The organism is Modestobacter sp. KNN46-3 (genome assembly GCF_011039295.1).
In genome coordinates this window covers 1-13,736 of sequence record NZ_JAAKGN010000138.1, presented here as the reverse complement: position 1 = coordinate 13,736, position 13,736 = coordinate 1, and the positions used below count along the sequence as shown (strand labels likewise).

Genomic DNA, 13,736 nt, shown 5'->3' with positions numbered 1-13,736 from the left:
GGCGGTGGCGCCGGCGCCGGCGTGGTCGCGCTGAGCGACGTGGACACCGTGGTCAGCGCCAGCGGGACGAGCGCGCAGCCCGTCGTCATCAAGGACGCCGAGAAGGCCACGAGCACGACGGCCGCGGCCGCCGCGGCGGCCCCCAGCGTGGTCACCCTGTACGTGAGCGCCGCCGCGGGCTCGGGGTCGGGCTCCGGCGTCGTCCTGTCCGAGGACGGCTACGTGCTCACCAACAACCACGTGGTGAGCCTGGACAGCAGCACCGACGACGTGACCGTGCAGGTGCGCACCTCCGACGGGACGGTCTACGACGCCACCGTCGTCGGCACGGACCCGAGCAACGACCTCGCCGTGGTCAAGCTCTCCGACGCCGGCGGGCTGACCCCGGCGGTCTTCGCCGACTCCGAGGCCGTCCAGGTCGGCGACCTCGCGGTCGCCATCGGTGCGCCGCTGGGCCTGACCAACACGGTCACCGACGGGATCATCAGCGCCACCAACCGGGCGGTGCAGGCCGGGTCGACCCAGGACGAGAACACGGTGATCGACGCCCTGCAGACCGACGCGGCCATCAACCCGGGCAACTCCGGCGGTGCGCTGGTGAACGCCGACGGCGAGGTCATCGGCATCAACACCGCGATCGCGTCGGTCGCCAGCACCGGCCTGCCGGGCCAGGAGTCGACCAGCGGGAACATCGGCGTCGGCTTCGCCATCCCGTCGAACACCGCGCAGCGGATCGCCGAGCAGATCATCGACACCGGCTCGGCGACGCACGCCCTGCTCGGGGTCAGCGCCCGCACCGCGGCCGACCCCGGCTCCGCCGTGGGGCAGGGCGCCCAGGTGGCCACGGTCTCCGAGGGCTCCGCCGCCGACGAGGCCGGCCTGCAGGCCGGTGACGTGATCACCGCGGTCGGCGACCGGCCGATCACCACCTCCACCGAGCTGACCGCCGCGATCCGCAGCGCCCAGCCCGGCGACGACGTCACGCTGACCGTCCGTCGCGGCGGGGACAGCACCGAGGTCGAGGTCACCCTCGACGAGACCTCGGAGTGAGGTAGGACCCCCTGACCGACGACCCCGGTGCCGCCCCCGCGGCCCCGGGGTCGTCGCACGTCCGGCGTGGGGTGTCCCGCCCCGACGCCTAGGCTCGGCCGGGTGCCCGGACCCCAGCTGACCACCCCGCTGGCCGAGTCGCTCGACGACCCCCAGCGCGCCCGCGACCTGGCCAAGATGAAACGGCTGGCCACCGGGCTGTTCGTCCTCGCCGCCCTGGTCTTCCTCGGCTGCGTGCTGCTGGGCGAGGAGGCGGGCAGCTGGGTCGGGTACGTCCGGGCCACCGCGGAGGCGTCCATGGTCGGCGCGCTGGCCGACTGGTTCGCCGTCACCGCGCTGTTCCGGCACCCGTTGCGGCTGCCGATCCCGCACACCGCGATCATCCCGCGCAAGAAGGACCAGATCGGCACCAGCCTGGGCACCTTCGTCCGGGAGAACTTCCTGACCCGGGCGGTCGTCGACGAGCGGCTGGCCACCGTCGACGTCCCCGGTCGGCTGGGCGAGTTCCTGGCCGCCCCCGGCCGGGCCGAGCGGCTGGCCGGCGACGCCGGTGCCGCCCTCGGCGGGCTGACCGACCTGCTGAAGGACGACGAGCTGCAGCCCGCCGTCGCCGCCTTCGCCGACCGCAAGCTCCGGGAGACCCCCGCCGCGCCGGCCGTGGCCCGCGGCATCGAGCTCGTCGTCGACGGCGACCGGCACCAGGAGGTGCTCTCCGCGGGGCTCACCGGGCTGGCGAACTTCCTGGCCGACAACCGGCTGGTCTTCCGCACCCGGCTCGGCGACGCCTCCCCCGCCTGGGTGCCCGACTGGGTCGACGACCGGGTGTTCGACCGGGTCTTCGACCTGCTCCAGGGCTTCCTCGCCGAGGTGGGCGCGGACTCCCGGCACGAGCTGCGCCGCAGCTACGACAAGCGGCTGCGGGCCTACGTGCACACGCTCCGCACCGATCCGGAGGCCGCGGCCCGGGTCGAGCGGTTCAAGGAGGAACTGCTGGACCACCCGGCGGTGCGCACCTGGTCGGGCTCGCTGTGGAGCACGGCGAAGAACGCCGTCGTCACCGCCGCGGCCGACCCGGACTCCGAGCTGCGGGCGCGGGTGGTCGGGCTGATCCGCTCCGGCGCGCAGCTGCTGCAGACCGACCCGACGGTGCGTGAACTGGTGCAGCGGCAGTCCCAGCGGGCCGCCGGGTACGCCGTCGAGCGGTTCTCCGGCGACGTCGCCGACCTGGTGGGCACCACCGTGGCCCGCTGGGACACCGAGGAGACCAGCCGGCGGATCGAGCTCCAGGTGGGCCGTGACCTGCAGTGGATCCGGGTGAACGGGACCGTCGTGGGCGGCCTGGCCGGCCTGGTGATCTACACCGTCGCCCAGCTGCTCGGCTGATCACCGCCCGAGGGTGAGCCGCCCCGGCGACCGTCGAGCCGCGTCATGCCCCGGCTCACCCGACGGGGACGCGGCTCACCCTCGGTCGCCGTCGCCGGCCGGTCCCGCTCAGCGGGGACCGGCCGGTGCGGTCACCGGCGGGCGGAGGCTGCGGCGTAGAGCGCGATCCCGGCCGCGACGCTGACGTTCAGCGACTCGGTGTCCTTGGTGATCGGGATGGACAGGACGACGTCGCAGCGCTCCCGGACCAGCCGGGACAGCCCGGTGCCCTCGGCCCCGACGACCAGAGCGATCGGGTCGGCGAAGCCGTCGTACTCGTGGATGCCCATGTCGCCGTCGGCAGCCAGGCCGACGGTCTGCAGGCCCGCCTCCTGGTAGGAGGCCAGGCTGCGACCCAGGTTGACGGCTCGGGCCACCCGCAGCCGGGCCGCCGCGCCGGCGCTGGTGCGCCAGGCCGAGCCGGTCATGCCCACCGCGCGGCGCTCGGGCACGACGAGCCCGTGGGCGTCGAAGGCCGCGGCCGAGCGGATGACCGCGCCCAGGTTGCGCGGGTCGGTGACGCCGTCCAGCGCCACGATCAGCGGCGGGCGGCCGGAGTCGCGGGCGATGTCGAGCAGGTCGTCCGGGTGCGCGTAGTCGTAGGGCGGCACCATCAGGCCGATGCCCTGGTGCAGCGCGTGGTCGCTCATCCGGTCGAACTCGGCCTTGCCCACCTCGAGCAGCGGCAGCCCGCGGTCGGCGGCCAGCTGCACCGACTCGGCGATCCGCTCGTCGGTCCCGCCGCGGCTCGTGTCACCGGTGACGACGTAGAGCGCCGTCGCGGGGATGCTGGCCCGCAGCGCCTCCAGCACCGGGTTGCGGCCCAGCAGCAGCTCGGGGGCCTCGGCGTTGCGCCGCTGCACCCGCTGCCGGTTGTCCTGGCGCGCCGCGGCGGCCTTCGCCGCCTTGTACGCAGGGTGGTGCGGCCGGTCCGTGGCCTTCGGGGTGGCGCCCCGCCCGGCCAGCGACCGGCGGTTCTTGCCGCCGGTGCCGGACGTCGCGGTCTTCTTGCCGGCGCCGGCCGAGCGGCCGCGCCGTTGACTGTTGCCGGCCATCAGGTCAGCTCCCATCGTGTGCCCTGGGGGGTGTCCTCGACCTGCACGCCCAGGGCGCCGAGCTGGTTCCGGATCGCGTCAGCTGACGCGTAGTCCTTGCGGGCCCGGGCCGCGGTGCGCTGCTCCAGCGCGAGCGCGACCAGGCCGTCGGTGACCTCGGCCAGGCGGCGGTCGCCGCCGGCGTCGGCCCACTGCGGGTCGAGCGGGTCGAGACCGAGCACCCCGAGCATCGCCCGCACCGCGCCCAGCGCGGCGGTGAGCGCCTCGGCGTCGTCGGCGGCCAGCGCGCTGTTGCCCTGGGTGACGACCTCGTGGACCACCGCGACGGCGGCGGGCGTGCTCAGGTCGTCGTCCAGGGCGGCGGTGAACTCGGGAGGCAGCACCGGCTTGCCGGCGTCCTCCCCCACCACCTCGGCCGCGCGCCGGACGAAGGACTCCAGCCGCCGGTAGGCGACCCCCGCCTCCTCCAGCGCCGGCTCGGTGAACTCGATCGTGCTGCGGTAGTGCGGGGCCACGAGGTAGTAGCGGAGCTCCACCGGGCGCACGCGCTGGACGACCTCGTCGACCAGCGCGGTGTTGCCCAGCGACTTGCTCATCTTCTCGCCGCCCATGGTGACCCAGCCGTTGTGCAGCCAGTAGCGGGCGAACCCGTCACCGGCGGCCTGCGACTGGGCCCGCTCGTTCTCGTGGTGCGGGAAGCGCAGGTCCAGCCCACCACCGTGGACGTCGAACTCCGCGCCGAGGTACTTCTCGGCCATCGCCGAGCACTCCAGGTGCCAGCCCGGGCGCCCGCGGCCCCAGGGGGTGGGCCAGGAGGCCGTGGCGGGCTCGCCGTCCTTGGCCGACTTCCACAGCGCGAAGTCGCGGGGGTCGCGCTTGCGCTCGTCGGTCTCGGTGTCCGCAGCCGGCTGCAGGTCGCCCAGCTTCTGGCCGGTCAGCTCGCCGTAGCCGGGGAAGGAACGGACGTCGAAGTAGACGTCGCCGTCGACGTCGTAGGCGTGCCCGCCGGCGATGAGCCGCTCGATCAGCTCGACCATCTCCGGCACGTGCCCGGTGGCCCGCGGCTCGTAGGTGGGCGGCAGCGTGCCCAGCACGTCGTACGCGCGGGTGGCGGCGCGCTCGTTCTCGTACGCCCAGGCCCACCACGGGACGCCGGCCGCTGCGGCCTTGGTGAGGATCTTGTCGTCGACGTCGGTGACGTTGCGGACGTAGGTGACCTCGTTGCCCTGGTGCAGCAGCCAGCGGCGCAGCACGTCGAAGGCGAGGGCGAACCGGACGTGGCCGATGTGCGGCGGGCCCTGCACGGTGAGCCCGCAGACGTACATGGAGACCCGTCCTGCACGCAGGGGCGTGAAGTCGCGCACGGCACGCGCGGCCGTGTCGTACAGGCGGAGGCTCACCGGATGGATTCTACGGGCGACCAGGCAGTGCTCCGGACCACGAGCGCCGTGGCCACCGCGGCCCGGCCCTCGCCGCGGCCGGTGAGCCCCAGCCCGTCGGTCGTTGTCGCGGTGACGCTGACCGGTGCGCCGAGCACTGCGGTCAGCACTCCCTCGGCCTCGGTCCGCCGCGGCCCCAACTTCGGGCTGTTCCCGATCAGCTGCACCGAGGCGTTGCCGACCTGCCAGCCGGCCGCGGTGAGCACCTCGCGGACGTGCTCCAGCACGGCGGCACCGCGGGCGCCTGCCCAGCGGGGGTCGTCGGTGCCCAGCAGCCCACCGATGTCGCCGAGGCCGGCGGCCGACAGCACGGCGTCGGTCAGGGCGTGGGCCACGACGTCGCCGTCGGAGTGCCCCGCGCAGCCGTCGACACCGGGCCACTCCAGCCCGGCCAGCCAGCAGGGGCGGCCGGCCTCGATCGGGTGGACGTCGCTACCGATGCCCACCCGCGGCAGCGGAGAGGTCACCGGGTCACCTGCAACTCGGCCAGCGCAAGGTCGTGCGCGACGGTGATCTTGGCTGCGCGCTCGTCACCGGCCACGGTGTGCACCGGGATCTCGGCAGCCCGGACCACCGACGCGTCGTCGGTGAACTCGGCCGCGGTGCCCTGCGCACGGGCGTAGGCAGCCACCAGGGTCGCCCGGTCGAAGCCCTGCGGGGTCTGCACCCGGCGCAGCGGGGCGCGGGGCACGTCGCCGGTCACCACCCCGTCGCCGTCCACGACCACGGTGGTGTCCACGACGGGCAGCACCGGGACGACGGCGCGGGCGCCCCCGGCCAGGGCGGCCAGCACCCGGGCGACGACGTCGGGCGGGGTCAGCGGCCGCGCCGCGTCGTGGACCAGCACCGCGTCGGCGTGCTCACGGGCGGCGCCGAGGGCGGCCCGGACCGACGCCGTGCGGGTGTCCCCGCCGACGACGACGTGCACGTCGTCGGGGAGGACGGCGGTGAAGGCCGCCTGCTGCGGCGCCGGGACGGCGACCACCACCTGCTCGACCCCGCCGGCACGCAGCGACTCGACCGCCCAGCAGACCAGCGGCCGGCCCCCGAGGTGCACCAGGGCCTTGGGGAGCTCTGCCCCCAGACGCAGACCACTCCCGGCCGCTGCGACGATGCCGACAGCGAGCACGGGAGTGGTCTGGGTGTCTCTGGGGTGGTGCGAGCGGCTCAGGAAGCCCTGCTCACGATGCGAGGACCTCGTCGAGGAGGACCTCGGCCTTGTCCTCGTTGGTGCCCTCGGCGAGCGCGAGCTCGCTGACCAGGATCTGCCGTGCCTTGGAGAGCATGCGCTTCTCGCCGGCGGACAGGCCACGGTCCTTGTCACGACGCCAGAGGTCACGCACGACCTCGGCGACCTTGTTCACGTCACCGGAGGCCAGCTTCTCGAGGTTGGCCTTGTAGCGCCGCGACCAGTTGGTCGGCTCCTCGGTGTGCGGCGCCCGCAGCACCTCGAAGACCTTGTTCAGGCCCTCCTGGCCGACGACGTCGCGGACACCGACGATCTCGGCGTTGTCGGCCGGCACGCGGACGGTCAGGTCGCCCTGGGCGACCTTCAGCACGAGGTACGACTTCTCGACGCCCTTGATGGTGCGCTGCTCGATCGCCTCGATGAGCGCCGCGCCGTGGTGCGGGTAGACAACGGTCTCGCCAACAGTGAAGCCCATGTGTATGTGACCCCTTTCGCTCACCCCAGGTTAGCACGAGGGGATGCGGTCCGGCTCGGCAGAGTGCTACAAAAGTGCTGGTCAGCGGCGTGATCGAGGTAGACGCGGGGTTGACAGGGAGGTGGTCGGTGTGCAGTCGGAGGGTGCCGTACGCCGCTCCGGCGGGCTCACGATCGCCGCGGCGATGGCCCGCGCGACCCACTTCGAACCGACGCTGGCGGTCACCACGGTCGCCGTCCTGCTCGCCGTCGCCGCCGACGTCCCCGCCGGCCGGACCGTGCTGGTCGGGGTCGCGGTGCTGGCCGGGCAGGCCGCCATCGGCTGGTGCAACGACTGGCTGGACGCCGACCGGGACCTCGCCGTCGGCCGAACCGACAAGCCCGTCGTCCAAGGGCTGCTGACCCCGGCACTGCTGCGCCGGGCCACGGCCGTCGCCGTCGCCGTCGCCGTCGTCACGTCCCTGGCGCTGGGCGTCGTGCCCGGCCTCCTGCTCCTGCTGCTGGTCGCCAGCGGGCTGGCCTACGACGCCGGCCTCAAGCGCACCGCACTGTCCCCGCTCCCCTACCTGACCGGCTTCGGCGCGCTGCCCGCCGGCGTGGTCGCCGCGGCGCCGGGCGGCCCCGGAGCACCGTGGTGGCTGATCGCGGCCGGGGCAGCGCTCGGCGGCGCCGCGCACGTCGCCAACGTGGCGCCCGACGTCGACGACGACCTGGCCACCGGCGTCCGCGGTCTGCCGCACCGGGTGGGGGCGGTGCCCTCCGCGATCGCCGGCGCCGTGCTGCTCGGTGGCGCCACCCTGCTGCTGGTGCTGGGGCCGCCCGGCCCGCCGGGCCCGCTCGGCTGGCTGGCCTGCGCCGTCGCCGCGCCGGCCGTGGTCGCCGCCGCCCTCGCCGGCAGCCCCCGCGCTCGCCGGCTCGCCTTCCCGGCGGTGCTGCTGCTGACCGTGCTCGACGTCGCCCTGCTGCTGGCCGGCGGGGCGGCGATCACCTGAGGAGGGCCCTCCTGCCCCACCGGGCCACTGCCGCGCTCAGCGCGGGTCGGTGCCCCGGTCCCGCTCCTGCTCCACGACGGCGTCCAGGTCCTTGAGCCGCCCCAGACCGGACAACGGCTGACGCATCCGCCGGTTCTCGACCAGCCGCTCCCGGTTCCGCTCCAGGAACGCCCAGTACCCGGCGGTGAACGGGCAGGCGTCCGCACCGAGGCGCTTCTTCGGGTCGTATCGGCAACTGCCGCAGTAGTCGCTCATCCGGTTGATGTACGCACCGCCCGCGGCGTAGGGCTTGGTCGCCAGCACGCCGCCGTCGGCGTGCTGGCTCATCCCGACGACGTTGGCGACCATCACCCAGTCGTAGCCGTCGACGAAGACCCGGTGGAACCAGTCGGTCATCGCCAGCGGCTCGATCCCGCGCTGCAACGCGTAGTTGCCCAGCACCATCAGCCGCGGGATGTGGTGCACCCAACCGCGCTCGCGCACGTCCCGGACCACGGAGGACAGGCAGTTGGCCCCCACGGCCTCGGCGTCCAGGTCACCCAGCCAGGGCGGCACCTCCTCGTGGGCGGCCAGCGCGTTGCCGTGCCGGTAGTCGCGCCCGAGCTGCCAGTAGAGGTGCCAGATCCAGTCCCGCCAGCCCATCACCTGCCGGACGAACCCCTCGACCGAGTTCAGCGGCAGCGGGTCGCCGGCGGCCACCGAGTCGCGGTACGCCTGCTCCGCCCGGGCGACGACGTCGGCCGGGTCGGCGAGTCCCAGGTTCAGCGACGCCGACAGCATCGAGTGGGCCAGCCACGGGTCACCGGCCAGCATCGCGTCCTCGTGCGGGCCGAACGCGCGCAGCCGGTGGGTGAGGAAGTCCTGGAGCCGTTCCTCGGTCTCGGCGTGCGTGACCGGGAAGAGCCGTGGGCCGTCGTCCCCGACGAAGACGACGTCGCCGTCGGCCGCCCAGCGGTCCAGGTCGGCGCGCACCTGCTCGTCGATCTCGTCCTCGACGGGCAGCCACGGCGGCGGGACGTCCACCCGCCCGTCGGCCGGTGCCGGCTCGCGGTTCTCGTGGTCGAGGTTCCAGGTACCACCGGCCGGCTCCGCCCCGTCCATCAGGACGTCGTGCACCCGCCGGGCCACCCGGTAGAAGTCGTCCATCAGCAGGCGATGCCGGGAACGGCCCTCCGCCCAGCGGCGGAAGTCGGCCTGCCCGGTCACGAAGCCCCGGGCCTCCAGCACCGTGACGCCGGGACGGCGGAGCACGAAGTCGCGCGCCGGCCAGGTGGTCGGCGCACACACCGACAGGGGCTCCCGGACCCGGTCCAGCGCCTCGGCGTACCTGTCGGTCTGCAGGGAGATCGCCTGGTCGCCGAGCTCGGCCGCACGGTGCCGGAGGGCCGACAGCAGCAGGTGCGCCTTCTGCCGGTGGAAGCGGCGGCGGCGGAAGACGCCCCGCGACTCGACGAGCAGCACGGGCTGGTCCGGCGCGTCGAGGAAGTGCGGCCCGAGCTGGTCGGCGAAGCACCAGCGGCGGGTGTCCGGGGCCTGAGCTGGGAAGTCGGCGAGCGCGGGGTCGCCGGACCCCGGGAGGTCGCCCACGCCACCTGCCGCCATGCCCCTCACCTCCCAGCGGACATCCGGGGGTGCCGGTTACGCTCAGCGCGACTCGTGCCACCGGCGTCGTCGGTGGCCGGCACGTCTCTGGAGGTCGACGCTGTGAACCGCGCACCGCGCGCTGCCGTGATGGGTGTCCTGCTGCTCTCCCCGATCGCGCTGACCGCGTGCAGCGCCGGCCAGGTCGCGCAAACGGCCGAGCAGCAGCGGGACCAGGTCGGAACCATGGCCTCGGTCGGCGACGTGAAGCTCCGAGCCCTGAACCTGGCGTACCCCACCGGAGGCACGTACTCCAGCGGGAGCGACGCCCGGCTGGTGGGCGCCGTCGCCAGCACGGCCAACACCGAGGACACCCTGGTCTCGATCGAGGGCGAGGCATTCGACGGCGTCGAGGTGCTCGACCCCGACTCCGCCGCGCCCGCCGCCGACTCCAGTGGCTCCGCCGACCTGGACCTGCCCGTCCCGCCCGAGGGCATCCTGTTCCTCACCAACGGCGGCGGGCCCACGATCACCTTGACAGGCCTCACCGAGGAGATCGGGGTCGGGCAGTCCATCGACGTCACGTTCGTCTTCGAGGAGGCCGGGGAGGTGACCGTCCCGGTCCCCGTCGGTACGCCCAACCGCGACCTCCCCCGCGGCGAGGCGTTCGACTTCCACGGCGAGGAAGAGGTCGCCGGCGATGAGGGGTCCGTCGAGGAGAACTCCGGCCAGGAGGCCCGCGAGCAGGAGTCGGCCGACGAGGAGAACTGACCCACGCCCCTCCCGGGACTGTCGTACCCCGCCGTCACCATGACGGCGTGCCAGCATCCGGTGTGAAGTCCTCCCGTCCCGCCCACCGCTGTTCCGAGTGCGGCTACGCCTCGGCGAAGTGGGTCGGCCGCTGCCCGGAGTGCCAGACCTGGGGCAGCGTGCAGGAGGTCGGCACCGTCGGCTCCCCGCTGCGCGCCGTCTCCGCCGGCCCGGTCAGCGCCAAGGCGCGCCCGATCGGCCAGGTGGAGCTCGCCGGCGCCCGCGCCGTGCCCACCGGCATCACCGAGTTCGACCGTGTCCTCGGCGGCGGCCTGGTGCCCGGCGCGGTGCTGCTGGTGGCCGGCGAACCGGGCGTCGGCAAGTCCACGCTGCTGTTGGAGGTCGCCCACCGGGTGGCCGCGGCCAACGGCCCGACGCTGGTCGTCTCCGGTGAGGAGTCCGCAGCGCAGGTCCGGCTGCGGGCCGAGCGCATCGGCGCCCTGCACGACCAGCTCTACCTGGCTGCGGAGACCGAGCTGTCCGCGGTGCTCGCCCACGTGGAGGACGTGAGCCCCACCCTGCTCGTGCTCGACAGCGTGCAGACCGTCCGGTCCCCCGCCGTCGACGGCACCGACGGTGGCGCCACCCAGGTGCGCGCGGTGGCCAGCGCCCTCAGCGCGGTGGCCAGGGCCCGCAACATGACCACGATCCTGGTCGGCCACGTCACCAAGGACGGCGCGATCGCCGGGCCGCGGGCACTCGAGCACCTGGTCGACGTGGTGGTCTCCTTCGACGGCGAACGCCACTCGACGCTGCGCCTGGTGCGAGCCACCAAGAACCGGTTCGGCCCGGCCGACGAGATCGGCTGCTTCGAGATCGGCGACGGTGGTGTCGTCGGCGTCCCCGACCCCTCGCACCTGTTCGTCTCCCGGCGGTCCGCACCGGTGCCGGGCAGCTGCGTGACGGTGACGATGGAGGGCAGCCGGCCGTTGCTCGCCGAGGTGCAGGCCCTGGTGGCGACCGCCGGCGGCGGCGGTTCACCACGCCGTGCGGTCAGCGGGTTGGACTCCCAGCGGGTCGCCATGATCAACGCCGTGGTGGAGCGGCGCGGTGGGGTCCGGCTGGCCGACGCCGACGTCTTCGCCGCCTCCGTCGGGGGCGTGCGGATCGCCGAACCCGCCGCCGACCTGGCGTTGGCCCTCGCGATCGCCTCCGCCTCGAAGGACCGGCCGCTGCCCGCCGGCCTCGTCGCCATCGGTGAGGTCGGGCTGTCCGGGGAGATCCGGCGGGTGGGGGGCACCGGGCGGCGGCTGGCCGAGGCGGCACGACAGGGGTACACCGCCGCGCTGGTGCCGGTGGACTCCGGTCCCGCGCCCCAGGGGCTCCGGCTGATCGAGGTGCCCGACCTGGGAGCGGCCTTCACCCGGCTGTGGTGACGCAGCGCGACCGCCACCGGGTGAACGCCCTGACGGGGGACCCGTGGTGACCGACCTCGCCCCTCCGCCCCGTAGGATCAGCCGCCGTACCGCCCGACCGTCAGGAGCGTTCGTGTCCCCCGCTGTGGACCCCGAGGCCGCGTTGCGGGAACTGCTCGGCCGGATCGCCCCCGGTACCGCCCTCCGGGACGGTCTGGAGCGGATCCTGGCCGGCCGTACCGGAGCACTGATCGTCCTGGGCTACGACCGCGTCGTCGAGTCCCTCTGCACCGGCGGCTTCGCTCTGGACGTCGCACTGTCGGCCACCCGGCTCCGGGAGCTGGCCAAGATGGACGGCGCGGTGATCGTCTCCTACGACGGCACCCGGATCGTCCGGGCCGGTGTGCACCTGATGCCCGACCCGACGATCCCCACCGAGGAGTCCGGCACCCGGCACCGCACCGCCGAGCGCGTGGCACTGCAGACCGGGTTCCCGGTCATCTCCGTGAGCCAGTCGATGCACATCATCTCGGTGTACGTGGCCGGCCGGCGGTACACCCTCGAGCACCCCACGACCATCCTGGCGCGCGCCAACCAGGCCCTCGCCGCCCTCGAGCGCTACAAGCTCCGGCTCGACGAGGTCGCGAGCACGCTGTCCGCGCTGGAGATCGAGGACCTCGTCACGGTTCGTGACGCGATGAGCGTCAGCCAGCGCCTGGAGATGGTGCGGCGGATCGCCGACGAGATCGAGGGCTTCGTCGTGGAGCTGGGCACCGACGGCCGGCTGCTCGCCCTGCAGCTGGACGAGATGCTCGCCGGCGTCGAGGAGGACCGCGGCCTGCTGGTCCGCGACTACCTCCCCAGCGTCCGTCGGAACCGCACCGGCGAAGAGGTGCTCGCCGACCTGCGCGCCCTGACGGCCACCGAGCTGCTCGACCTCTCCGCCGTCGCCCGCTGCTACGGCCTCCCGACCTCCCCCGATGCGCTGGACTCCCCGGTCAGCCCGCGCGGCTACCGGCTGCTGGCCCGGGTCCCCCGGCTGCCGGCGGGCATCATCGACCGGCTGGTCGCGCACTTCGGCGGGCTGCAGAAGCTGCTCGCGGCCACCATCGAGGACCTCCTGGCCGTGGAGGGCGTCGGCGAGGCGCGGGCGCGCGGCATCCGCGAGGGGCTGTCCCGGCTCGCCGAGACGTCCATCCTCGACCGCTACAGCTGATCGGCCCCGTCCCGAGGCTCGTCCCGAGCTTGCGAGGGATGAGGAGGACGGGGTCCTTCTGCCAACGCTCGCAAGCTCGCATCGGGCCCCTGCAGCGGGGCCGTACGGGCCTGCGGCCCGTCAGGTCAGGGTGAAGGCGGCGTCGGGGCTGGTCGCCGTGTCCAACCGGCCGCGCAGCCGGTAGTCCCCCGGTGCGGGCGGCACGCGCTCCGCGGTGCACCCCGGCGTGCTGCTCAGCCCACCCCACAGCACCGGGAACACCACGGACTCCCCCGGCTGCAGCGTCCGCGGGTCCGTCGTCGTCTCCGGGAAGCAGTCGTTGCTCCCCCACACCCGGGTGCCCGATGCGTCGACCATCACGATCTCCTGCAGCCCCTTGTCCAGCGCACGGACGCAGGAGACCTGCGAGACGTTGGTGACCACCAGGTCGAACGTCGGCTTGCTGCCGACCGGGCTGCTGGCCGGGGTCGGCCGCACCTCGACGCCGATCATGTCGTTGCTGCAGGGTCCGCCGTCCACGGGCAGCGCCTCGGCCGGCGGCTCCTCGTCCGCCGGCTCGTCGTCCTGCCGTTCCGCGTCCTGCGGTTCCTCGGCGGGCTCGGCCGTCGGGAGCTGCACCGCCGCCAGCGACGGCACGACCTGGTCCAGGGCCGGCGCGGGTACCGACTCATCGCCCGCGGCGGTGAGCACGGTGTCCTCGTCCGGCGACCCGGTGGCCACCGCGACCCCCAGCCAGCCCCCGCCACCGAGCACGCCCACCGCGCAACCGAGGACCAGCAGACGCCGTCGCCAGTAGACGACAGCGGGCAACGGGCCGACCGGGTGTAGCACGTCGGCGACGCTAACCGGCGAGCCGGTCGCCGACAGCGCGCCACGCCCTGACCGGAGGGGCCCATCGCCCCGGCGCGGCCCCGGGCCACGGTCCACCCGGCGGGTGGTGACGGAGGGTGCTGGCTCGGTTCGTCTGCCACTCCGACGGCGGGGTCCGCGGAGGCCCAGGCACACTGGATCCCCGTGAGCACCACCCCACCCGGCGCACCGGCGTCTGCTGGAGCATGACCTCGCTGACCAGCACCGCCCACGGGTCGGTGCCGGGGGCGCGCCACGGCAGGTCCCGGGCGGCGCCGGCGTACCAGTCCACGAGGACGTCGCC

13 protein-coding genes are annotated in these 13,736 nt (G+C 74.4%); 6 read left to right on the top strand and 7 right to left on the bottom strand.

Annotated elements, in window-relative coordinates:
- Both G5C62_RS21230 and G5C62_RS21225 read left to right on the top strand, forming a co-directional pair.
- A partial coding sequence (locus G5C62_RS21230) for a S1C family serine protease (protein ID WP_164702577.1) occupies positions 1-1,050 on the top strand: 1,050 nt, incomplete at its 5' end.
- A 102-nt stretch (positions 1,051-1,152) separates the two neighbouring features.
- A complete protein-coding gene (locus G5C62_RS21225) occupies positions 1,153-2,433 on the top strand; it encodes a DUF445 domain-containing protein (RefSeq protein WP_164702576.1) in 1,281 nt (426 codons plus the stop codon).
- A 131-nt stretch (positions 2,434-2,564) separates the two neighbouring features.
- Here G5C62_RS21225 and rlmB read toward each other — a convergent pair whose 3' ends face one another.
- The 5 genes from rlmB to G5C62_RS21200 are packed head-to-tail and all read right to left on the bottom strand — an operon-like array spanning position 2,565 to position 6,630.
- The gene (rlmB, locus tag G5C62_RS21220; protein ID WP_164702575.1) at positions 2,565-3,527 is read right to left on the bottom strand and encodes a 23S rRNA (guanosine(2251)-2'-O)-methyltransferase RlmB; all 963 of its coding nucleotides are present in this window, start codon (positions 3,525-3,527) and stop codon (positions 2,565-2,567) included.
- A complete protein-coding gene (cysS, locus tag G5C62_RS21215; protein ID WP_164702574.1) occupies positions 3,527-4,927 on the bottom strand; it encodes a cysteine--tRNA ligase in 1,401 nt (466 codons plus the stop codon). Before cysS ends, rlmB begins: the two co-directional genes overlap by 1 nt.
- Positions 4,924-5,433, bottom strand: a complete 510-nt coding sequence (ispF, locus tag G5C62_RS21210) for a 2-C-methyl-D-erythritol 2,4-cyclodiphosphate synthase (protein ID WP_164702573.1) — start codon at positions 5,431-5,433, stop codon at positions 4,924-4,926. The genes cysS and ispF overlap by 4 nt, the downstream gene beginning before the upstream one ends.
- Positions 5,430-6,095, bottom strand: coding sequence for a 2-C-methyl-D-erythritol 4-phosphate cytidylyltransferase (gene ispD, locus G5C62_RS21205; protein WP_164702572.1), 666 nt, complete (start codon positions 6,093-6,095; stop codon positions 5,430-5,432). Before ispD ends, ispF begins: the two co-directional genes overlap by 4 nt.
- A 52-nt stretch (positions 6,096-6,147) precedes the next feature.
- The gene (locus tag G5C62_RS21200; RefSeq protein ID WP_036334607.1) at positions 6,148-6,630 is read right to left on the bottom strand and encodes a CarD family transcriptional regulator; all 483 of its coding nucleotides are present in this window, start codon (positions 6,628-6,630) and stop codon (positions 6,148-6,150) included.
- Between the two features lie 130 nt (positions 6,631-6,760).
- Here G5C62_RS21200 and G5C62_RS21195 point away from each other — a divergent pair, with 130 nt between their 5' ends.
- Positions 6,761-7,621 (top strand): UbiA family prenyltransferase, encoded by an 861-nt coding sequence (locus tag G5C62_RS21195; RefSeq protein ID WP_241176047.1) that lies wholly within the window; start codon positions 6,761-6,763, stop codon positions 7,619-7,621.
- A gap of 36 nt (positions 7,622-7,657) precedes the next feature.
- Here G5C62_RS21195 and G5C62_RS21190 read toward each other — a convergent pair whose 3' ends face one another.
- Positions 7,658-9,223, bottom strand: coding sequence for a cryptochrome/photolyase family protein (locus tag G5C62_RS21190; protein ID WP_164702571.1), 1,566 nt, complete (start codon positions 9,221-9,223; stop codon positions 7,658-7,660).
- Between the two features lie 102 nt (positions 9,224-9,325).
- On the opposite strand from G5C62_RS21190, the gene G5C62_RS21185 reads away from it, so the two are divergent.
- The 3 genes from G5C62_RS21185 to disA all read left to right on the top strand — a co-directional run bounded on the left by G5C62_RS21185 (position 9,326) and on the right by disA (position 12,583).
- The gene (locus G5C62_RS21185; protein WP_164702570.1) at positions 9,326-9,973 is read left to right on the top strand and encodes a copper chaperone PCu(A)C; all 648 of its coding nucleotides are present in this window, start codon (positions 9,326-9,328) and stop codon (positions 9,971-9,973) included.
- A gap of 47 nt (positions 9,974-10,020) precedes the next feature.
- Entirely contained in the window at positions 10,021-11,388 is a 1,368-nt protein-coding gene (gene radA, locus G5C62_RS21180; protein WP_164702569.1) for a DNA repair protein RadA, read from the top strand.
- Between the two features lie 112 nt (positions 11,389-11,500).
- The gene (gene disA / locus G5C62_RS21175) at positions 11,501-12,583 is read left to right on the top strand and encodes a DNA integrity scanning diadenylate cyclase DisA (RefSeq protein WP_036334601.1); all 1,083 of its coding nucleotides are present in this window, start codon (positions 11,501-11,503) and stop codon (positions 12,581-12,583) included.
- A 120-nt stretch (positions 12,584-12,703) separates the two neighbouring features.
- Here disA and G5C62_RS21170 read toward each other — a convergent pair whose 3' ends face one another.
- Positions 12,704-13,414: a MucR family transcriptional regulator gene (locus G5C62_RS21170; RefSeq protein WP_164702568.1), complete on the bottom strand. Its 711-nt coding sequence runs from the start codon at positions 13,412-13,414 to the stop codon at positions 12,704-12,706.
- Positions 13,415-13,736 lie beyond the last annotated feature (322 nt).

What these genes read in the sequence shown, in the direction of transcription:
- rlmB (WP_164702575.1), bottom strand. Translation starts at nt 3,527, where the DNA reads ATGGCCGGCAACAGTCAACGGCGCGGCCGCTCGGCCGGCGCCGGCAAG.
- G5C62_RS21200 (WP_036334607.1), bottom strand. Translation starts at nt 6,630, where the DNA reads ATGGGCTTCACTGTTGGCGAGACCGTTGTCTACCCGCACCACGGCGCG.
- G5C62_RS21190 (WP_164702571.1), bottom strand. Translation starts at nt 9,223, where the DNA reads ATGGCGGCAGGTGGCGTGGGCGACCTCCCGGGGTCCGGCGACCCCGCG.